The organism is Cytobacillus pseudoceanisediminis (genome assembly GCF_023516215.1).
Classification (GTDB): Bacteria; Bacillota; Bacilli; order Bacillales; family Cytobacillaceae; genus Cytobacillus; species Cytobacillus pseudoceanisediminis.
Genome location: NZ_CP097349.1, coordinates 166,986 through 187,255, shown reverse-complemented (window position 1 = coordinate 187,255; position 20,270 = coordinate 166,986). Strand labels below are relative to the sequence as shown.

Sequence of the window (20,270 nt, the reverse complement as noted above, 5' to 3'; positions counted from 1 at the left end):
CCCGTTTTTTTCATTTTTTATTCCTGCGGGTGTTGCTCTTTCATCCTGTACAATCCCCTGTAGCATTTCCCGGTCCCTGTCCGTACTGTCTTCTCCTGCCCCTGGTGCGATATTAGCCATCGGCAGCTGTTCCAGTTCTTTTCCTCTAGGCATATTTCTTACACCCCCTGCTGTTAAGGTGCTTCCCGCGCCCAAAAACTACCCGTTTTAAATTCATCCAGTTCAGACAGCTCTATTCTTCCGTGAACCGCGCATCCGCTATAGCGTTAATGGAAATACGGTGAATCTCCCCAAATCGATCAACAATATGAAGCTTTTGGCCAAGTTCATCCCAGTAATGGATGCTCCCGATGACCAGTTCATAATTTCTGCCCCTGTAATGAGTAAGTGTAACGCTTTTTTGAAATTCCATTGCCTCCGAAAGAATTTCATTCATATATTCAAATTTCTGCTCATCCAATTCCCGCTTTTGCTCGTACGTATCTTCCTCTGCCCAGTCTCTCAAGAGCTTTACATGTTCCGGCAGCATCATAGAAGTCCATTTTATTCTGCCCCGATCGCGAATCATGAGCTGACCCCTTTTACATCTTATGGCCGCCAACCAATGTCGCACGGTGCTTGGCGGTTCCTGCGCTTGTATAAGAGACGGCTCTTAGCAAAGCTCCTCCTCCAAACTTGGAGCGGATCCGGTCCACTGTGTAGCCGAGCTCCCTTTTTTCCAGCCATCCAAATCGAACAGATTCAGCTGCATTTCGCTGTCATCCGTAATATTGCCGAGGGAAATGGAAATCTGACGCACTGTTTTGCCCTCATAATTCTCGTCAAAAAGCTCGAGGCAAACGCGATAAAGATCCATCGTAATATTGGTTGGCTGGTCAACTGTCCTTGAGCGGTAAAAGCCTCCTCCAAATTCATCCTGGCTGTAGCCAAGGCCAAAACTGATGGTCCTTCCGGCTTTGCGGTGGCTGCGGGCCCTTCTTGCCACTTCCTCACACATCTCAAGGACCACATGCTTAATTTCCTTTTCCTCTTTATAATCCCTCAGTAAAATCTGGCTTTTCCCAAAGCTGATCTGCCCTTCCATGATCGGTGCCCCTATTTCCGACAGATCAATACCCCATGCATGGTGATAGAGCTGATTGCCCATAATCCCAAACTTTTTTCAAGCTTAGCCAGATCATAGCGGGCAAGCTGTCCAACTGTAAAAATCCCCATTCCATTCAATGTCTTTTCAACACGGCGGCCGATGCCCCACATTTCCCTTAAAGGGGATACATTCCACAGCTTTGCTTTCACATCTTCGTACGTCCATTCAGCAACCCCCTTTTTTCGCCTCAAGATCCAGGCAGAGCTTTGACATAAGCAAATTAGGCCCTATTCCTATGGCACAGGGGAGCTGAAATTCCCGTTCAATATCATCTTTTATTTTCCAGGCAATTGTCTGGGCATCACCCCAGAGATGCACTGCACCGTCTACTTTTATAAAACTTTCATCGACACTGTAGGTATGGATGGCTTCCTTGGGGACATAACGGTTAAACACCCTGGTGATTTCAGTGGAGATTCTTAAATAAGTCGCCATTTTCGGCTCCTCAATTCTAATGCGCGGATCATTTGGAACCTCAAAAAGCCGGGCCCCTGTCTTTATCCCAAACTCTTTTTTCATTCGCGGAGAGGCAGCCAGAACAACGCTGCCCTTCCGTTCCACATTCCCGGCAATTACAAGATAGCAATCAAGAGGATCCAGACCAAGCATGACAGCAGAACAGCTTGCATAAAAGCTCTTCATATCAACACACAAAATCTGATTATTCGGCATTGCGCTGTAATCAACCATGACATCGACATCCTCCTTCAGAAAAGCGCAAGGCGCCGTACCTGCTTATGCTGGCCGGCAGCTCCTGAATCCAATAAAAACAAACAAGAACATCCGTTCTATATATGTATACCCATTATATTAAGCGAATATGCGTTCGGTTTCAATGGAAATTTTACGCGTTTTTTCTTAAAACAGGTTCTTTTGCCAGGTGCCGATATTACCAGAAGCCAGTATAATCAGCTTGAGGTGCAAAAATAATGAACAAAAAAAATGATATATAAAATGGTTCAAAACTGTTTAAAGCAATATAACGAGGACAGCCATTCCATTTCGTTTGAGAGCAGGGAATTTGCAGAGATATTCAATAAAGTAATAGAGGAGAAAAATAAAGAAGCAGACAGCGAGCTGCATGAAATAGTAAATGATGTGGTATACGGGTATATTACTGGTTCACCATATTTTTGAATGAAAAAGAAGCCAAAGCGATTGCTCCGGCTTCTTTTCATTTCTGATTGAATGCACGCTTTCCAATTTTTTCGAAAAGCCCTGGAAAAAGTGTATAGACGATGCTTCCCGCATTCATCCACCGAGGAAGATTAATTTCCCTGACCGGCCGGAGCATTGCATTAACTACCTTGAGCGCAACATATTCGGGCTTAAGCATAAATTTGCTGACATTTTTCACATATGTGCCTTTTTCATCGGCAATATTGAAGAAGTTTGTCTCAATCGGTCCGGGATTAACAGCAGTCACAAAGACATTGCTGTCAGCCAGCTCCATCCGAAGGCTGTTCGTATAGCCAAGAACAGCATGCTTGGTTGCGGAATAGACACTGGATTTCGGTGTGGCAATTTTGCCCGCCTGTGAGGCGATGTTGATAATATGGCCGCTCCTCTGCTTCCTCATCACCGGCAGCACCATGCTGGTGCAAGCCATTAAACCAACTACATTTACATCAAACATTCCCTTTATTTCTTCAACGTTTGCTTCATGCGCTTCCCGGAAAACGCCGAACCCGGCATTATTCACAAGAACATCTATATGATCAAACCGGGCAAGTACCTCGGAAAAAACAGCCGAGACCTCGTCAGTGTCCGAAACATCAAGTTTATGTATGTAAACATCCACTGAAAAACGCCTAAGCAAATCTGCCTGCAGTTCCTGCAATTTGTCAAAACTGCGGGCAAGAAGGACAAGGTTCGCTCCCTCTCGGCACAAAGGACAGCCATCTGGGCCCCGATCCCTCCGGATGCACCTGTAATAATCACATTTTTATTCTTTAATCTGTCTGACAAATCAAACCACCTCTTTTGATGCGGAATACAAGAATGCTTCCTCCTCTTTATTTATATAAATCTCTCCTATTGAATGTAAATAGTCAAGCTGAGCAACCGTTTCGGAAATCGTCAGGGAAAGCTCCTTCTCATAAACTTTCGGAAAAAGGCGGCGGCACACTTCAAAAACAGTGAGCGATTCGGACTCGAGCCATGCCTTTACTTTCATTGCCCGCTCATGCTGCCGGCCAAGCCTTTCGTTTATTAACTCATTCACATTTGTAATATCCTCGCCATGTCCAGAGTAAAAAAGGGATATTGGAAGCTGCTGCAGCTTTTTCAGCGACTCATTATACTGAATCTGCGGCTTTGGCCGTTCCGTATTGCCGGGAAGCGGCGGCTCCAGGATGGGATTAGGAGAAATGTGTGCAAGCAAATGGTCTCCTCCAAGAAATACACCATCTTTCTCCCTGAACAGACCTATATGGCTCTGTGCATGCCCGGGTGTCTCCATTACCGTCCAATCGTCCAGCCCTTCAGGCTGCCTGCCTTCCTCCAGTTCGCCCGTCAGAGTACGATTGCAGGAATAGCGCAGAGTCTTTTTCATCTTATTTATAAAGGAAAAATAACTTTCAGGAATCCCAAATTCATTGAACAGTTTTATGTAAAATTCATCATGAAATTTTAGAAATTGGTCCGTCCGGGACAGCCACCTTTGGTTAACCCGGTGCCCGAACACATCGAGATTATCAGGGAAAAAGTCAAGCAGCCCGGCATGATCGGGATGATGATGTGTGAGGACAACCTGTTCAAAATCACCGGGAGTTAAATTCAGCTCTTTAAGCTGGGATTTTAAGGCTTCCCATGCTTCATCCGTTTTAGGGCCGGCATCAACAAGAGTCAGCTTTTCCCCTTTCACTGCATATACATTAACGTCACCGACAGGAAAAGGTGTCGGGATAACAAGCTTTGCAATTCCATTCTTCCAATTTGCCATTTTAACAATCCCCCTAAATCACTATATTTAAATAAAATAAAGCTGTTTTTTTATATACTTCCGCAGGCCATCCAAGTCATACAGTCCATATGCCCTTTAGATAAACCAACTTGTTTTACCCTTAAAATATCAGCATTTGCCATGCGTACAAATTACCGAAATTCCATAACATAATTTAGAAATCTTCATATATAAAAATAAGTGTACCGTTCTTTTTATCAATTGTCATTATTTTCACATAACTTTTGCACATTATTAATATTTTATAGGAAAATACTGCTTGACAAATAAGCGTGTCTTCTTGCATAATCACAATTAAAATTTGATTTCACAAACCAAGCTGCACTATTGGACAGCAGGAAAATAGCGATGAATAAGATTAGTAAATGGAAAACGGCGAAAGAGAGTGAAGCTCAGCGGCTGAAAGGCTTCACAGTCCACTTGACCATTGAACCTGCCTTATGAGCTGTTAGGAAAACCTAAACGCACCCCCGGCGTTATCGGGATCGAGATGCCTTTTCAAAGACAGCGGATGCAGCAGGCATGCTGCACTCAGAAGGAAAGGCAATGAAGGTGGTACCGCGGAAGCATAGTCTTTTCGTCCTTTACTGGATGGAAAGGCTTTTTTATTTTAGTCAGCCGGCATTTGGATCAATAAAGGAGGAATAACAGCAAATGAAAAAATTAGTTATTGTTGGAGCAGGATCAATGGCAGAAGCGTTAATATCAGGAATGATTGAAAGCCGGCTCATAACCGGCAGCAATATTTGGGTCACAAACAAATGCAGCAGGGAAAAGCTGCAATCCATGCAAAAAGCCTATGGCGTTCAGGCAACTTATAATCACAGTGAACTGTTCAGGGGGCTGAAACGGTTATTTTAGCGATGAAGCCAAAAGATGCAGCGGATGCCATTACTCTAATAAAACCTTATTTACAGGAAGATATGCTGATCATTTCTGTTCTGGCAGGCGTTTCAATCGAAAGCATTGAACTATTGGCGGAAAAAAGCTGCCAGTCGTGAGAGCCATGCCGAATACATCGGCAGCCGTCGGAAAGTCAGCGAGCGCCTTATCGGCTAATGAAAGAGTGACCAAAGAACAGATGGAAGCAGTAAGAGGCATTTTTGATACAGTGGGAAAGTCAGCGTTTGTTGAGGAACGTCAGCTCGATGCCGTGACAGGTCTGTCAGGCAGCGGACCAGCGTATATTTATTATCTTGCAGAAGCCATGGAAAAAAGCGCGGAAGAAATCGGGCTCGAAAAGGAGATGGCGAAAGAATTCATCATCCAAACCCTCATCGGGGCAGCCGAAATGCTGGCCAGGTCGGCCAAGGATCCTCAGCAGCTTAGGAAGGAAGTAACAAGCCCCGGCGGCACCACAGAAGCAGGTGTAAAAGTGCTTGAAGCAAACGGGGTGCAGCGAGCCTTTATTGAATGCATCAAGGAAGCGACAGCCCAATCCAGACGGCTTGGCCAAAGCTTCAGCAGCACAGTGAAAATTTAACTGGGGCATCTCCCCTGTAATTACGTCTTCTTATTGCAAACTATGAAAAAAGGATGAGAAACACGCAAATGCTCACTATTCTATTAAGCGCAAGCCTCCTTGTATGGATTGCAGTACTAATTGATGCCGTTCTGGGACTAAAAAGCCTGGACCGCCTTGAAGATAGCAATACGATGACTGATGGCCCTCTTCTTTCTATCATAACAGCGGCAAGGAATGAAGAAGCCAGGCTTGAGGAGAGCTTAAAAACCCAGCTGCAGCAAAGCTATAAACGCATTGAATGGATATTGGTCAATGATCGTTCAACCGACAGCACAGGAAGCATCATGGACCGCCTCCAGAAAAGTGATTCAAGGGTTAAGTGTATCGATATCAAGACTCTTCCCAGTGGATGGCTTGGAAAAAACCATGCCCTTTACATGGGATATTTGGAGTCATCAGGGGAATTAATTTTGTTCACAGATGCTGATGTATTATTTAAAAAGGACGCCCTCAGCAGGGCGGTTCATTATTTTAGTAAGAATGACCTTGACCATTTAACCGCGGCACCGAGCTTGATGGGAAGGAGTTTCTGGCTCAACACGTTCATTGCTTTTTTCTTTTCGGTTTTTCCTATTATAAACGCCCCTGGCTGGCGAACAATCAACGTTCCAAAACCGGCATTGGCATTGGGGCATTTAACATGGTATCCAGGCAATCCTATGAAGCAATCGGAACACATAAAGCAATAAGAATGCGGCCTGATGATGATTTAATGCTTGGAATGAAAATAAAACAAAATGGCCTCAAACAGAAATTTGCAACGGCGATGAACCTGATTGAAGTTGAATGGTATGAAAGCTTAAAAGAGGCCTTCAAAGGATTGGAGAAAAATACTTTTGCAGGCCTTCATTACCGGGTTAGCATGGTTCTGTTTGCAATTGCCGGCACATTCATTTCTCAGGTGCTTCCCTTTATCACAATTTTTTCAGCCGAAAAAGTTATTTTCAGTTTAAGCCTTGTAAACATCATTTTTTTAGCAGTTGTTTATACAATTATTACAAAAAGAATGTCCAAATTTTCCCCGCTTCTGTTTGTTGTATTTCCAATTACAGCTCTCCTGTTTATTTATTCCATACTTCGTGCCAGCATTCTAACCTTTGTAAGGGGCGGCATTGTCTGGAGAGGTACATTATATAGATTAAGCGAACTCAGGAATAAACGCTGAAGTAAGCAAACACCTTCCTAAGTGCATGTTCTTTTTCATTTGCGGAATCACCTGATATACTTAATATTTAGGATAGCGAAATAAGGAGGCATTGATTATGGAAACAAAGCTTTTTTCCCCTTTAACAATTAAAGGAATCACCTTTAAGAACAGAATTGTTATGGCACCGATGTGCATGTACTCAAGCCATAATGAAGACGGCATGGTTGAAAACTGGCACCGGACACATTATACGAGCCGGGCTGTTGGCCAGGTGGGATTAATCATCCTGGAGGCAACTGCTGTAACTCCGCAGGGACGTATTTCTCCGCAGGATCTGGGAATATGGAACGATGACCATATCGCAGGCCTGAAAGAATTAACCGGGCTAATGAAAGAACACGGGGCATCAGCTGGGATACAGCTTGCACATGCCGGCAGAAAAGCGACTGTCGAAGGGGAAATTCTCGCCCCATCAGCTATTGCTTTTAATGAAAAAATGAAAACACCTAAAGAAATGACAAAAGAAGAAGTGTCTGAAACTGTGGAGGCATTCAAAAAAGGGGCTGAAAGGGCGAAGAAAGCCGGCTTTGAAGTAATTGAAATTCATGCGGCACACGGCTACTTGATCAATGAGTTTCTTTCACCGCTAAGCAATAAACGAAGTGATGAGTATGGGGGATCAGCCGAAAACCGCTACCGTTTCCTCCGTGAAGTCATTGAAGCAGTTAAAACCGTTTGGGGTGGGCCTTTGTTTGTTAGAGTATCAGCACATGATTATCATGATGAGGGGTTAACTGCAGAGGATTATGCAGAAATGGGAAAATGGATGAAGGAGCAGGGAGTGGATCTTATTGACGTAAGTTCCGGAGCGGTAGTGCCGGCTAGAATAAATAGCTACCCGGGCTACCAGGTCAAATTCTCTGAAACCATTAAGGAAGGTGCCAATATTCAGACTGGTGCAGTCGGGCTAATTACATCCGGCCTGCAGGCAGAAGAAATTCTGCAAAACGGACGGGCAGATTTAATCTTCATTGCGAGGGAATTGCTGAGGGACCCTTATTGGCCTCGCACAGCAGCAAAGGAACTTGGAGCAGCAATTGAACCGCCTAAGCAATATGAACGCGGCTGGATTTAAAGAAAAGCAGAAGCACCTTGCCCACGAAGGGACGCAGACTAAGAACGCCACATCCTCCCAAAAAGCTGCCGCTTTCGGATGTGCGATCGCTGCCGCAACTTTCCTTGACCTGCGGCAACGTCTGCATGACCCCCATCGTGGGGCCTCACCTCGAGGGGGCAGGCTGCTTGCGCTAGACAGCTCTCAAGGTATACAAAGTTATAAATTCTGAAATTAAAATAAAGAAAAGGGATGGCGGTTCGCCATCCCTTTTCTATTAAATAATCTGCAGTGAATCAAGGAATACAATGATGATAACCAAAGGCACTACATAACGCAAAAGGAAATACCAGGCGGAAAAGATTCCATTCAGCGATTTTGAACCTTGAATCAATTCATTTCTCAGCAGATCCTTCTTCATTTTGTATGAAACAAAAATAGAAATGAAGAGCGCCCCTACCGGCATTAATACATTGCTGACAAGAAAATCAGCACTGTCAAATATCGTTTTGCCGAAAATTGAAATATCTGATAGGCTGCTGAAGGAAAGTGCAGATGGGACTCCTACGATAAAGATTGCCAATCCTGTCAGCCAGGCTGCACGGATTCTGCCTCTTCCCTCCTTATTCGTCAGAGCAGCCACCACTATCTCAAGCATTGAAAAAGCGGAAGTTAAGGTTGCAAATAGAAACAGTGCAAGGAATAAGAGCAAGAACACTCGTCCGAACAGAATCTGATCAAAAACAGATGGCAGAACAATGAACAATAAACCAGGACCTGCAGCCGGCTCAAATCCCAGTGAGAAAACGGCCGGGAAAATAGCCAATCCAGCTAGAATAGAAATAAACAAATTCATTCCGACAACGGAAAAGGCCGGCTGCATCAGATTTTCATTTTTAGATAGATAAGAGCTGTAAGTTACCATAACCGATACCCCGACACTTAGAGAGAAAAACGATTGACCCATCGCATAAAGGACGGTTTCAGACGTCAGATTTGAAAAATCAGGCTTTAAGAAGAATGCGACGCCTTCCATGGCATTTTCCAGTGTTAGGGATCGTGCAATCAAGATAATAAATAAAAGGAACAAAGCCGGCATCATAATTTTGCTGACCTGCTCGATACCCTTCTGGATACCTTTAGCAACCACTAAAACAGTTATTAATAAAAAGAGCCCTTGTGCCGCTACAACAGACACAGAGTCTGACACGGATGTGCCAAATAACTCTTCATAATTGCCGGCTCCATTCATAGAACCGGTAACCCCGTATACAATGTACTTCAGAATCCACCCGCCTATTACACTATAAAACGATAAAAGCAGAAAACAGGTAAATACGCCAAGGTAGCCAATCCAGTGCCATTTAGTTCCCGGAGCAATATCCTTGTATGCCGAGATTGCCTCTTTCCCCGTGCTGCGGCCGATCACAAACTCAGCCAGCAAAAGCGGAAAACCAATTAATAGTGAAAATAGCAGAAATAATAATATAAATGCTCCACCACCGCTTGTCCCGGTAACATACGGAAGCTTCCAGATAGCTCCAAGTCCGATTGCCGAACCGGCCGAGGCTAAAATAAATCCTATCTTCGATGACCATTGCTCATTTTGCTGCATGCCTGTACCTCCATAATTTACAATATAGATACTGCCTGGTTCCAGGCGGCGATAAGCTGGCGCCTGGAGCTTTTCTTAATAGAAACCGGCTGGGTTTCCATTTTTTAGAACTTTCCCAAAAAACAAAAAAGCCACATACTTCAAAAGGGACGCGAATCAGATTCACGCGGTACCACCCTTTTTGAAAGCATGTGACTTTCCACTCGAAATATAACGGATTAACCGTCTTTCCTGCTATTGAGCAGAAAAGATAAGCTCCAAGATGAAATTCATCTTATCTTTGTGCCAGTTTTCACCATCCACTGGCTCTCTATAAACAGGGAGATAAGACTTAATAGAGTCTCTTCATAGCTTTTTAATATAATGTTTTAAAGTATAAGTGTGATTATATTATGCCTGCAGGAAACCGTCAATGCCAAATTTGAAAATTCAATTTTTCCAGACATTACTTTTCGTTCCAAATCCGCCTCCATGCCGCACCCTCACTATCTGCCTTAATCTCGAAAACATCCGGGTTGCTCATCTTCATAAGATGCTCAAAGCCTGCATTTTCATCAAAATAGCGCAGCAGCAAAGTGGATAAATTGCCATGACTGACCAGAACGATATGATTTTCACTGGAAGCGATTAATTCATCCAGCAGGGAAGCAGCTCGTTCCATGCCTGACGAATGGGATTCTCCCCTTCGAAAACCAGTTCAAAATCGGAAAAGCTTTGCTTAAGCTTCTCCTGCCAATCATCAAAAAGAATGGAGGATAGCACCCTTTCCCCCAAACGGCTTTCCTCCACAATCTCAAGGTTTCTCGACTGTGCAAGCGGCCGGATAGTTTCCATCGCCCGCACAAAAGGGCTTGAATAGATGCGATTAATTTCCTTGTCTTTAAAGAAATCAATTAATTTTAATGCCTGTTCCCTTCCGCTTTCTGTCAATCTGGCAGAGAAAGGCTGGCCCTCAGCCTTTGCATGGCGCACGACATAGAAAGTTTTCAATTAATTCACCTCTCCTTTATCCAGCGGTATATGAATTTCTTTAAAGTCCTCAGCAATTACCGTATTGGGGAAAATTGTCTGCGATTCCTTCACAAGCTGTTCCCAATCCTGGCGTTCATATCGTGAACTGATATGATTCAGACAAAGCTTCCTTGCATTCGCCTCACGCGCGACTTTGGCAGCCTGCCGGGTTGTCGAATGGAAATAATCGTGTGCAAGCTTTTCTTCTCCCTGTGAGAAGGTTGCCTCATGAATTAATAGGTCTGCATGAGCCGCTAATTCTATTGCCGCATCGCAAATCCTGGTATCTCCCAGCACCGTGATGATTCTGCCCTTTTGAGCCGGGCCCAGAAAGTTTTTTGCTTCCAGAATATTCCCATTCTCAAGCTCTATGTTTTCGCCATTTTTTATTTTCTTATATATCGGACCCGGCTTAATTCCCGCTTCTGCAAGTTTATCCGCGAGCAATGTTCCCGGACGGTCCTTTTCAGTAACCCGGTAGCCATATGAAGGAATCCCGTGCTCGAGCAAGCGCGCTTCCACCTTAAAGTCTTTTTCATCCAATATAGTGCCATCACTGATTTCAGCAACTTTCAAAGGGTATTTAAGGTATGTACCGCTGACAGAGAGCGAGACTTCAATATATTCTTTCAGCCCTTTTGGCCCGTAGAGAGTCACCTCAGTATCACCGCCCTGAAAAGAGCGGCTGGAGAGCAATCCGGGCAGACCATAGATATGATCTCCATGCAGATGTGTAATAAAGATTTTTTCAATTCTCCTCGGTTTAATGCTTGTATGCAGTATTTGATGCTGGGTAGCCTCCCCACAGTCAAAAAGCCAAATGCTCCCTCTTTCATCCAGGAGCTTTAAAGCCATCGAAGATACATTCCTCAGTTTAGCTGGAATTCCTGCACCCGTTCCCAAGAAAAAAACATCCATTGAAAAAACAACCTCCTTTCCAGCAGTCAGGATAAAAAAATCTGTCAGAGCTTGCCAGTTCGAATATAAACAATATACCACAGCAACTGCGGAATATTTAAATCAATTGTTTTTTGTTTTATTTAACAGGATAGTTCCTGGCCTTTAGAAAGAAACTATGTTAAAAAGGCAAACTTAATATTTGCGAAAATAGCTTTAAACAGATACAATTTTATACTTGTACAGACGTTTTTTGCGAATGCAATATAACAGCTTTTATTCAAGCTGCGGGCGGGCAAATGCCAGTCCAGCCTTACATACAGAAATATTTTCGAAAAGAGGTTCTAGAATCGTGAAATCAAACGAAAAACCGACCGCATTAATAATGATATTTGGGGCAACGGGGGATTTGGCTAAAAGAAAATTGTTTCCCTCACTTTACCGCTTGTACAAAAAAGGCAGGCTGTCTGAACGTTTCGCGGTAGTCGGGATCGCCAGAAGGCCGCTCTCGAATGAAGAGTTTCAGGCAAGTGTCAAAGCCTCTGTTGAGTCAGCTATTAAAGATAACGGAGAACTTGAAGATTTTATTTCTCATTTTTACTATCATTCGCACGATGTAACGGATTCAGGCTCCTATTTGGCATTAAAGAGTGTGGCTGAAAAATTGGATGCTCATTATTCCCTTGAAGGCAACCGCATTTTTTACCTTGCCATGGCCCCTGAATTTTTCGGTACCATTGCAGAGCATTTAAAAGCAGATGGACTGACGGATGTGGATGGCTTTAAGCGCCTTGTCATTGAAAAGCCTTTTGGTCATGATTTGGAATCAGCGAAACAGCTTAATAAGCAAATTCGAAAAGCTTTTTCAGAAAATGAAATTTACCGGATTGACCACTACTTAGGGAAAGATATGGTACAAAATATTGAAGTTATCCGTTTTGCCAATGCCATTTTCGAACCTTTATGGAACAATCGCTACATCTCAAATATCCAGGTTACATCAAGCGAAGTACTGGGTGTAGAAGAACGCGGCCGTTACTATGAAAAAAGCGGCGCCCTTCGTGATATGGTTCAAAACCATATGCTGCAAATGGTTGCCCTCCTGGCAATGGAGCCGCCAATCCGCCTGACAACAGATGAAATCAGATCCGAAAAAGTGAAGGTATTAAGAGCCATGCGTCCGCTTGAAGGGGACCAGGTGAAAGAATACTTTGTCCGCGGCCAGTACGGAAAAGGCCAATTAAACGGACAGGAAGTCCCTGCATACAATGAAGAGCCGATGGTGGATGAACAATCAAACACCGAAACTTTTGTAGCTGGCAAGCTGATGATTGACAATTTCCGCTGGGCAGGTGTACCAATCTACATTCGTACTGGAAAAAGAATGGCTGCAAAATCAACGAAAATTGTTATCCAGTTCAAGGATATTCCGATGAACTTATACTATCAGACTGAGCAAACGTTAAATCCGAACCTGCTGGTCATCCATATTCAGCCTGAAGAAGGCATTACTCTATATTTGAATGCCCAAAAATCAGGACAAAACATGGAAGCCACACCGGTAAAATTAAATTTTGCCAACAAAGGCATCGATGACATGAATACGCCTGAAGCTTATGAAAGGCTTTTATATGATTGCATGCGCGGAGATGCAACCAACTTTACCCATTGGGATGAAGTGGCCCTTTCCTGGAGCTTTGTCGACAAAATTTCCGACGTATGGGAAAACACAAAAGAAGCAGGCTTCCCTAACTATGAATCCGGTTCAATGGGTCCAAAAGAAGCAGACCAGATGCTTGAAAAAGACGGTTTCTTCTGGTGGCCTGTAACAGACCTTGATGTTGAACAGTGTTAAATAATTTTCGAACCCCCTGCCGCGGCAGGGGGTTCGTTTAGGGATACCATGATCCGGCTTCCTGCAATTACAAAAAAAACAGCGCCTTTTGAACGCTGTTTTTTTATATTACTCCATCCAATTTGTATGGAAGATGCCTTCTTTATCTGTACGCTGATAGGTGTGTGCGCCAAAGTAATCACGCTGTGCCTGAAGAAGGTTTGCAGGCAAAGTTTCAGTGCGGTAGCTGTCATAATAGGACAGTGCCGCAGAGAAGCATGGTACAGGGATGCCGTTCTTCACAGCCGTACTGATAATTTCACGGGTAGCATCCTGGTAGCTTTCCACGATTTCCTTGAAATACGGATCAAGAAGCAGGTTCTTTAAACCAGGCTCACGGTCATATGCTTCCTTAATTTTTTGCAGGAATTGGGCACGGATAATGCATCCTCCGCGGAAAATCATCGCAATATCGCCGTATTTAAGATCCCATCCATATTCTTCGGATGCTGCTCTCATTTGAGCAAAGCCTTGTGCGTATGAGCAGATTTTGCTCATGTAAAGGGCTTTGCGGACACTTTCGATAAAGGCTTTTTTATCACCGGTGAATTCCGATGCAGCTGGCCCGCGAAGAACTTTGCTTGCGTTGACACGCTCTTCTTTCATGGCAGAGATGAATCGGGCAAAAACGGATTCAGTAATGATTGGAAGCGGTACGCCAAGATCCAGCGCACTTTGGCTTGTCCATTTGCCGGTTCCCTTTTGGCCGGCTGTGTCTAGGATGACATCTACCAGCGGCTTGCCGGTTTCATCATCTTTTTTCGTGAAGATATCAGCGGTGATTTCAATAAGATAGCTGTCAAGCTCACCTTTATTCCAATCGGCAAATACTTCATGAAGCTCTTCAGCAGTCAAACCAAGCACATTTTTCAACAGAAAATAAGATTCGGAAATCAGCTGCATATCGCCGTATTCAATGCCGTTGTGGACCATTTTCACATAATGGCCTGCCCCATCCGGACCGATGTATGTTGTGCATGCTTCGCCATTAACCTTTGCCGCGATATCTTGAAAAATAGGGGCAACCAGCTCGTAGGCTTCTTTTTGGCCGCCAGGCATAATGGAAGGCCCTTTTAATGCGCCTTCTTCACCGCCGGATACACCAGTACCGATGAAGTGTATGCCCAGCTCGCTTAATTCCTTATTGCGGCGCTGCGTGTCCACAAAGAAGGTATTTCCGCCATCAATCAAAATATCCCCTTTATCCAATAAAGGCTTTAGCTGCTCAATGGTCGCATCTGTCGGGCCGCCTGCTTTAACCATAAGCATGATTTTGCGCGGTTTTTCCAGGGAATCAACAAACTCCTCAATTGTATATGTACCTTTAAAATTTCTTCCTTCGACTTCCTTAAGCATCTCATCCGTTTTTTCGCGTGACCGGTTAAAAACGGATACAGAGTAGCCTCTGCTTTCAATATTCATGGCAAGATTTTTGCCCATTACGGCTAAGCCGATAACACCAAACTGTGATTTCGTCATCTTTTATTACTTCCCTTCCAGCCTTTAAGCGTGTAATTGCTTGTTCAAAAAGAAGATCTTTATTAAGATTATTTGAACATCATCCAATAAAAGAATCCACTTTACTTTAGCAAGATTCCTATTCTTATTCAACTTTCCTGTCTTAGTTTAGCTTATAGCCGCCTGAAAAACTCATGAAATATCATCTTTTTTACTGCCCTTCCCTGGCCTACTCTGCAAAAAGTCTTTATTAAAGCTGGTATCAGTGCCGATTTTGGGGCGGGGCAATTTCATTTCCGAAAGTGCACCTGCATTGTCAATTATTTTAGCCCCATATTTCTTTCGCAAAAGGTCCATTGTCTGAAATAACGGCTCTTTTTTAGCATCTTTTTCAAAACTGAATAAATCCAGCTGTTTAACTGCCTGATCGGGTTCGACAAGGTCTGTTCCTGTAATGCCCAGCAGCCGTACAGCGTTTCCATTCCAATGTTTTATAAAAAGCTCCTTTGCCATTCGATAAATTTCTTCATCCTGCTGAATAGGATTCTTCAGTTTGCGGCTTCTGGTAATGGTCTTTCTATCCTTATACCTAATGGTAATCCCCAGAGAAACCGCCATTACCTTTTTTCTTTTCAGTCTGGAAGAAACCTGTGAAGACAATTTTTCAAATACTTGAAGCAGCTCTCTTTGATTCGAAACATCCCTTGGCAGTGTGGTGGAATTTCCTACACTTTTAAATTCGGATGCCGATTCCGGATCAACTTTCCTAAGATCTTGGCCATTGGCTTTTTGTTTCAGTCTCGGGCCATTGATCCCCAGGGCTGCTTTTAATACAATTTCATCCGCTTTTGCCAATTCACCGATTGTGGCGATGTTCAGATTTCTCAGCTTTTCCCCGGTCTTCTTGCCGACTCCGTGCATTTCTTCCACTTGCATCGGCCATAAAATATGGGGTACATCTCTTTTTCTAAGAACTGTAATCCCCATTGGTTTTTTCATGTCAGAAGCCATCTTGGCTAGAAATTTGTTGGGAGCAACACCGATGCTGCAGGGCAAATCGAGCTGCTGGAAAATCTGCTTCTGTATCGTCTCAGCAATTTCTATTGGGCTCCCAAACTCATAGCTGTCTGTAATGTCCACATATCCTTCATCAATGGATACAGGTTCAACAAGAGTGGAATATTCGTGCAATATATCAAACATTCCCATAGAAGCTGCACGATATCTCTCAAAATTTGGCTTCATAATAATCAGCTGGGGACAGAGCTTTTTAGCCTCCCACAGAGGCATGGTGGTTTTTACCCCGAAGCTCCTTGCCTCATAGCTGCAAGTCACGATTATTCCGCGCCTCTCCTCCGGATTGCCTGCGATCGCTAAAGGCTTGCCCTTTAATGTGGGATCATAAGCCATCTCAACCGAAGCATAAAAACTATTCATATCAACATGGAGGATAACTCTCCCGTTTTTCGGATACATTTGCTTCATGCCGGCACTTCCCTGTAAAATCATTCACTTCTATTTTAGCAGATATTCTTCTTTTCTTTTATTATGAGGATTATAAAAGCAAAAACAGAGAATCTTGCTCCTCTGTTTTTGAATTCGCCCGCTATGCTGTTGTTTTCTGTGTTTTCATATACTCTTTTATTTCCCTTATTCCTTCCAGAGATTCCACCAGATTTGCAGGGTCGATTATAGTAATCAGCCTATGATCGATATTGGCTACCCCTGTAAAATAATTGGTTTTTTGATAGGCAATCAAACCTGGCTGTTTCAGGCAGTCTGCTGGAATATCTAAAATTTCCTTGGCTTCAGTCACCAGCACTGCAAATGATAGCTCTTCTGTCTGCAGCACGATCATCCTTGCCGAACCGCTATCGGACAGTGCCCGGCTGTAAAGAATTTCTTCAAAATCAACAACAGGAATTAGCTCTCCTCTGACTTTGACAATTCCTCTTACATAACTGGGCAAATGAGGGATCGGTGTTATGCCTTCCATTTTCTCAATGGATATAACAAAGGGAATGGGTGTGGCATATTCCTCATTTCCTGCCCGGAAAACGACAGCTTTATTATTTTCAGTCATTCCATTTCCTCCCCGGAAACTCTTATGTATAGAACTAATATACCATAGGCATTATTTTCTAACTAGAGAGGATCTAATAGAATTAAGTGATATAAAAAAGAGAACCGCTTCGGGTTCCCTTTCTTTAAGCTTAGACTTTAGACTTCTTCGATAATGGCAATGACCATTTCAGCCAGTTTATTTAATTCTTCAATAGGCATGCGCTCATTGGTTGTATGAATTTCTTCGTAGCCAACAGCAAGGTTGACTGTTGGTATGCCTAAACCGGCAATAACGTTCGCATCACTTCCGCCGCCACTGTGAAGAAGCTCGGAGCTTCGGCCAATCTTTTCAGCCGCTTTTCGGGCCACTTCAACGACATGGTCGCCTTCGCCAAATTTAAAGCCAGGGTACATAACCTGAACATCCACTTCAGCTTTGCCCCCCATTTCTTCAGCAGCACTTTCAAAAGCTTCTTTCATTTTAGCAACCTGCTGTTCCATCTTTTCAGGAATTAATGAACGTGCTTCTGCTAAAATATCAACATGGTCACACACGATATTCGTCTGCTGTCCGCCTTCAAAACGGCCAATGTTAGCCGTTGTTTCTTCATCAATGCGGCCCAGAGGCATTCTTGAGATCGCTTTCGCTGCCATAGTGATAGCCGAAATGCCTTTCTCAGGGGCTACACCGGCATGTGCTGTTTTCCCTAGAATAGCAGCCTTAACTTTCGCTTGTGTCGGGGCGGCAACGATAATATTTCCGACTTTGCCGTCACTGTCCAGTGCGTAGCCAAACTTCGCTTTAACAAGTGAAGGGTCGAGTACCTTCGCTCCGACCAGTCCGGATTCTTCCCCAACTGTGATAATGAACTGGATAGTTCCATGAGCAATATTCTGCTCTTTCAGGACTTTAACAACTTCAAGCATAACGGCAAGTCCTGCTTTGTCGTCGGCACCCAGGATCGTTGTTCCATCGGTTACAACATAGCCGTCCTTGATGGAAGGTTTAATACCTTTTCCAGGAACAACCGTATCCATGTGGGAAGTGAAATAGATTATATCTGTTCCTTCTTTGGTTCCCTGAAGAGTGCAGATGAGGTTGCCTGCACCGTGTCCGGTCTGTGCAGTTGTATCGTCTTCATATACCTCAACCCCAAGATCCCTGAATTTTTTCTTCAGCACTTTTGCAATTTGAGCTTCATACTTTGTTTCAGAATCAATTTGCACCAGTTCCAGAAATTCGTTTAATAACCGTTCCTCATTAATCATTTATGTACAAACCTCCAAATTTAAGCTTACTAAGCAAGTATAACTCCAATATTTTGGCACAGCAAATCAGGAATCCATTATAGCGGGATATTTCCATGCTTTTTATGAGGCCTGCTTTCTTTTTTATTTCGCAGCATTTCAAGCGCCTGAATGATCTTGATTCTGGTTTCTCGCGGATCGATGACATCATCCACCATGCCTCGGCTTGCTGCCACATATGGATTGGCGAACTTTTCTCTGTACTCCTCGATTTTTTGTGCCCTGGTAGCCTCAGGATCTTCACTATTCTGGATTTCCCTTGCAAAAATAATGTTGGCTGCACCTTGAGGACCCATTACAGCTACTTCCGCATTCGGCCATGCAAATACAAGATCTGCGCCAATAGATTTACTGTTCAGGGCAACGTAGGCTCCTCCGAATGCTTTTCTTAAAATTACAGTAAGCTTTGGCACTGTTGCTTCTGAGTAAGCATAAAGAATCTTTGCGCCATGCCGTATGATCCCGCCATGCTCCTGTTTAACACCTGGGAAAAAGCCTGTAACGTCCTCAAATGTAATAAGGGGAATATTAAAGGAATCACAGAACCGGATAAACCTTGAAGCCTTATCGGAAGAATCAATATCAAGGCCTCCTGCCATTACCTTCGGCTGATTGCAGACAAGTCCCACCGTCTCACCCTTGATTCGGGCAAGCCCGACTACAATATTTTTAGCAAAGTCACGCTGTACCTCCATAAAAGTATCTTTATCCACTACCTGTTCAATGACTTTTCGGACGTCATATGGACGAAGGGCATCAAAAGGAATGGCGTCTGTGAGATCCGGACGGTAATCATCGTCCTCATCCCGTTCTGACATTGGCGGTTTTTCCTCATTATTCTGCGGAAGGTAGCTTAACAGACTTCGTACCTGCTCAATAACTTCCTCTTCGGACTCGCCTCTAAAGTGTGCGTTTCCGCTGATTGTGTTATGCACACGGGCACCGCCCAAATCCTCCGGTGAAATTTTTTCCCCAGTAACCGTTTCGATTACTTTTGGGCCAGTTATGAACATCTGGCTCGTCTTTTCCACCATGAAGACAAAATCCGTGATCGCTGGAGAATAAACCGCTCCGCCTGCACATGGCCCCATAATGACAGAGATCTGCGGAATCACTCCTGAATAAATGGAATTCCGGTAGAAAATATGGCCGTACCCATCAAGGGAAACAACACCTTCCTGAATTCTGGCACCGCCGGAATCATTCAAGCCTACAAATGGAGCCCCATTTTCAGCTGCCAAATCCATTACATTAGCAATTTTTTTGCATGCATTTCCCCCAGGGCGCCGCCAAAAACAGTAAAGTCCTGGGAAAATAAGAAGATAGGACGTCCGTTGACTTTACCATAGCCAGTTACAACACCATCGCCAGGGCCTTTTTGGTTTTCCAATCCAAAATCCGTGCTGCGGTGCTCAATAAATGGATTCAGCTCAACGAATGTGCCCGGGTCAACTAATAAATCGATTCGTTCACGGGCAGTCAGCTTCCCTTTTTCATGCTGTTTTTGTATACGCTCATCCCCTCCGCCAAGTTCGACTTCCCTGCGGCGGTCGTATAACTCATTTATTTTCTCATAGATGTCTGCCATGCTTTATTTCAATCCTTTCTTTTCACAAAATTCATATAATATGCCACCTGTTGATTTCGGGTGCATAAAGGCTACCTGGGCACCGCCAGCACCAATCTTCGGTTCATTCTGCAGCATCCTGATGCCCTGTTCCTTCATTTGATTAATGCGTTCCTGTATACTGTCAACACCTAATGCTACATGATGAAGACCTTCGCCTCGCTTCTCTATAAACTTGGCAATTGGACTTTCTTCACTTGTCGGCTCAAGCAGCTCAAGTTTCGTTTCCCCTGCTTTAATAAAAGCAACCTTTACTCCTTGGCTGTCCACTTCCTCAATTCCGAGAAATTCAAGCTGAAGCACTTCAATATAAAATGGAAGCGCTTCATCAAGAGACCTGACAGCGATACCTATATGGTCCACCTTCTTGATCATATGTTTTCCTCCTCATGGATGTCGGAATTTATCAATTTCCCGCAGAATGCGGGCATATTTTGGGTCTATTATTTAAATATTCGTTAAAAATGTCGAAAATCCTTTTAAAAATTGAGCGGTTGT

Annotated in this window: 16 protein-coding genes, 4 pseudogenes and 2 other annotated features; of the genes and pseudogenes, 6 read left to right on the top strand and 14 right to left on the bottom strand. The window is 43.8% G+C overall.

Annotation, left to right across the window (positions count from 1 at the left end):
• Nucleotides 1-232 precede the first annotated feature (232 nt).
• Both M5V91_RS01020 and M5V91_RS01015 read right to left on the bottom strand, forming a co-directional pair.
• Complete coding sequence (locus tag M5V91_RS01020; RefSeq protein WP_009332849.1) at nt 233-568, bottom strand: YolD-like family protein; 336 nt, start codon at nt 566-568, stop codon at nt 233-235.
• A 13-nt stretch (nt 569-581) separates the two neighbouring features.
• Nucleotides 582-1,837 (bottom strand): annotated as a pseudogene (locus M5V91_RS01015) (Y-family DNA polymerase).
• A 252-nt stretch (nt 1,838-2,089) separates the two neighbouring features.
• Between M5V91_RS01015 and M5V91_RS01010 the strand changes: the two are divergent.
• The gene (locus M5V91_RS01010; RefSeq protein WP_251175094.1) at nt 2,090-2,284 is read left to right on the top strand and encodes a YqzH family protein; all 195 of its coding nucleotides are present in this window, start codon (nt 2,090-2,092) and stop codon (nt 2,282-2,284) included.
• A 37-nt stretch (nt 2,285-2,321) separates the two neighbouring features.
• On the opposite strand, the pseudogene M5V91_RS01005 reads toward M5V91_RS01010, so the two are convergent.
• Both M5V91_RS01005 and M5V91_RS01000 read right to left on the bottom strand, forming a co-directional pair.
• Nucleotides 2,322-3,115, bottom strand: a pseudogene (locus M5V91_RS01005) (SDR family NAD(P)-dependent oxidoreductase).
• A gap of 1 nt (nt 3,116) precedes the next feature.
• On the bottom strand, nt 3,117-4,091 hold the full coding sequence (locus M5V91_RS01000; RefSeq protein ID WP_009332853.1) for an MBL fold metallo-hydrolase: 975 nt from the start codon (nt 4,089-4,091) through the stop codon (nt 3,117-3,119).
• 360 nt (nt 4,092-4,451) lie between these two features.
• Nucleotides 4,452-4,700: a binding site (T-box leader), on the top strand.
• A gap of 66 nt (nt 4,701-4,766) precedes the next feature.
• Between M5V91_RS01000 and proC the strand changes: the two are divergent.
• From proC to namA, 4 genes and pseudogenes are all read left to right on the top strand, one after another.
• A pseudogene (gene proC, locus M5V91_RS00995) lies at nt 4,767-5,595 on the top strand (pyrroline-5-carboxylate reductase).
• Between the two features lie 68 nt (nt 5,596-5,663).
• Entirely contained in the window at nt 5,664-6,326 is a 663-nt protein-coding gene (locus M5V91_RS00990) for a glycosyltransferase family 2 protein (protein WP_284521663.1), read from the top strand.
• Nucleotides 6,278-6,802 carry a hypothetical protein gene (locus M5V91_RS00985; protein ID WP_284521662.1) on the top strand — a complete coding sequence of 175 codons (525 nt, stop codon included), beginning with the start codon at nt 6,278-6,280 and terminating at the stop codon, nt 6,800-6,802. Before M5V91_RS00990 ends, M5V91_RS00985 begins: the two co-directional genes overlap by 49 nt.
• 97 nt (nt 6,803-6,899) lie before the next feature.
• Nucleotides 6,900-7,919, top strand: a complete 1,020-nt coding sequence (gene namA / locus M5V91_RS00980) for an NADPH dehydrogenase NamA (RefSeq protein WP_009332856.1) — start codon at nt 6,900-6,902, stop codon at nt 7,917-7,919.
• Between the two features lie 256 nt (nt 7,920-8,175).
• Here namA and M5V91_RS00975 read toward each other — a convergent pair whose 3' ends face one another.
• From M5V91_RS00975 to rnz, 4 genes are all read right to left on the bottom strand, one after another.
• A complete protein-coding gene (locus tag M5V91_RS00975) occupies nt 8,176-9,513 on the bottom strand; it encodes a sodium-dependent transporter (RefSeq protein ID WP_009332857.1) in 1,338 nt (445 codons plus the stop codon).
• A 142-nt stretch (nt 9,514-9,655) separates the two neighbouring features.
• Nucleotides 9,656-9,871, bottom strand: a binding site (T-box leader).
• An 87-nt stretch (nt 9,872-9,958) separates the two neighbouring features.
• Nucleotides 9,959-10,174 (bottom strand): histidine phosphatase family protein, encoded by a 216-nt coding sequence (locus tag M5V91_RS00970; RefSeq protein WP_284521661.1) that lies wholly within the window; start codon nt 10,172-10,174, stop codon nt 9,959-9,961.
• Entirely contained in the window at nt 10,141-10,503 is a 363-nt protein-coding gene (locus tag M5V91_RS00965; protein ID WP_284521660.1) for a histidine phosphatase family protein, read from the bottom strand. Before M5V91_RS00965 ends, M5V91_RS00970 begins: the two co-directional genes overlap by 34 nt.
• The gene (gene rnz / locus M5V91_RS00960; RefSeq protein ID WP_251175092.1) at nt 10,504-11,442 is read right to left on the bottom strand and encodes a ribonuclease Z; all 939 of its coding nucleotides are present in this window, start codon (nt 11,440-11,442) and stop codon (nt 10,504-10,506) included. It lies immediately after the preceding gene.
• A gap of 364 nt (nt 11,443-11,806) precedes the next feature.
• Here rnz and zwf point away from each other — a divergent pair, with 364 nt between their 5' ends.
• Nucleotides 11,807-13,276, top strand: coding sequence for a glucose-6-phosphate dehydrogenase (gene zwf, locus M5V91_RS00955; RefSeq protein WP_033196481.1), 1,470 nt, complete (start codon nt 11,807-11,809; stop codon nt 13,274-13,276).
• Nucleotides 13,277-13,384: 108 nt separating this feature from the next.
• Here zwf and gnd read toward each other — a convergent pair whose 3' ends face one another.
• The 6 genes and pseudogenes from gnd to mce form a co-directional block, all read right to left on the bottom strand.
• Nucleotides 13,385-14,794 (bottom strand): NADP-dependent phosphogluconate dehydrogenase, encoded by a 1,410-nt coding sequence (gene gnd, locus M5V91_RS00950; protein ID WP_009332861.1) that lies wholly within the window; start codon nt 14,792-14,794, stop codon nt 13,385-13,387.
• A 171-nt stretch (nt 14,795-14,965) separates the two neighbouring features.
• Complete coding sequence (locus M5V91_RS00945) at nt 14,966-16,258, bottom strand: DNA polymerase IV (protein ID WP_034296531.1); 1,293 nt, start codon at nt 16,256-16,258, stop codon at nt 14,966-14,968.
• 121 nt (nt 16,259-16,379) lie between these two features.
• Nucleotides 16,380-16,856, bottom strand: coding sequence for a chemotaxis protein CheW (locus M5V91_RS00940; RefSeq protein WP_009332863.1), 477 nt, complete (start codon nt 16,854-16,856; stop codon nt 16,380-16,382).
• Between the two features lie 137 nt (nt 16,857-16,993).
• Nucleotides 16,994-18,106 (bottom strand): tripeptidase T, encoded by a 1,113-nt coding sequence (locus tag M5V91_RS00935; RefSeq protein ID WP_009332864.1) that lies wholly within the window; start codon nt 18,104-18,106, stop codon nt 16,994-16,996.
• 77 nt (nt 18,107-18,183) lie between these two features.
• Nucleotides 18,184-19,733, bottom strand: a pseudogene (locus M5V91_RS00930) (acyl-CoA carboxylase subunit beta).
• A gap of 3 nt (nt 19,734-19,736) precedes the next feature.
• Nucleotides 19,737-20,147 (bottom strand): methylmalonyl-CoA epimerase, encoded by a 411-nt coding sequence (gene mce / locus M5V91_RS00925; protein ID WP_009332866.1) that lies wholly within the window; start codon nt 20,145-20,147, stop codon nt 19,737-19,739.
• Nucleotides 20,148-20,270 lie beyond the last annotated feature (123 nt).

Coding starts and splice junctions, on each gene's coding strand:
- namA (WP_009332856.1), top strand. CDS start 6,900: ATGGAAACAAAGCTTTTTTCCCCTTTAACAATTAAAGGAATCACCTTT.
- M5V91_RS01010 (WP_251175094.1), top strand. CDS start 2,090: ATGATATATAAAATGGTTCAAAACTGTTTAAAGCAATATAACGAGGAC.
- M5V91_RS00940 (WP_009332863.1), bottom strand. CDS start 16,856: ATGACTGAAAATAATAAAGCTGTCGTTTTCCGGGCAGGAAATGAGGAA.
- mce (WP_009332866.1), bottom strand. CDS start 20,147: ATGATCAAGAAGGTGGACCATATAGGTATCGCTGTCAGGTCTCTTGAT.
- M5V91_RS01000 (WP_009332853.1), bottom strand. CDS start 4,091: ATGGCAAATTGGAAGAATGGAATTGCAAAGCTTGTTATCCCGACACCT.
- gnd (WP_009332861.1), bottom strand. CDS start 14,794: ATGACGAAATCACAGTTTGGTGTTATCGGCTTAGCCGTAATGGGCAAA.
- M5V91_RS00975 (WP_009332857.1), bottom strand. CDS start 9,513: ATGCAGCAAAATGAGCAATGGTCATCGAAGATAGGATTTATTTTAGCC.
- rnz (WP_251175092.1), bottom strand. CDS start 11,442: ATGGATGTTTTTTTCTTGGGAACGGGTGCAGGAATTCCAGCTAAACTG.
- M5V91_RS00990 (WP_284521663.1), top strand. CDS start 5,664: ATGCTCACTATTCTATTAAGCGCAAGCCTCCTTGTATGGATTGCAGTA.
- M5V91_RS00945 (WP_034296531.1), bottom strand. CDS start 16,258: ATGAAGCAAATGTATCCGAAAAACGGGAGAGTTATCCTCCATGTTGAT.
- zwf (WP_033196481.1), top strand. CDS start 11,807: ATGATATTTGGGGCAACGGGGGATTTGGCTAAAAGAAAATTGTTTCCC.
- M5V91_RS00935 (WP_009332864.1), bottom strand. CDS start 18,106: ATGATTAATGAGGAACGGTTATTAAACGAATTTCTGGAACTGGTGCAA.
- M5V91_RS01020 (WP_009332849.1), bottom strand. CDS start 568: ATGATTCGCGATCGGGGCAGAATAAAATGGACTTCTATGATGCTGCCG.
- M5V91_RS00985 (WP_284521662.1), top strand. CDS start 6,278: ATGGTATCCAGGCAATCCTATGAAGCAATCGGAACACATAAAGCAATA.
- M5V91_RS00970 (WP_284521661.1), bottom strand. CDS start 10,174: ATGGAACGAGCTGCTTCCCTGCTGGATGAATTAATCGCTTCCAGTGAA.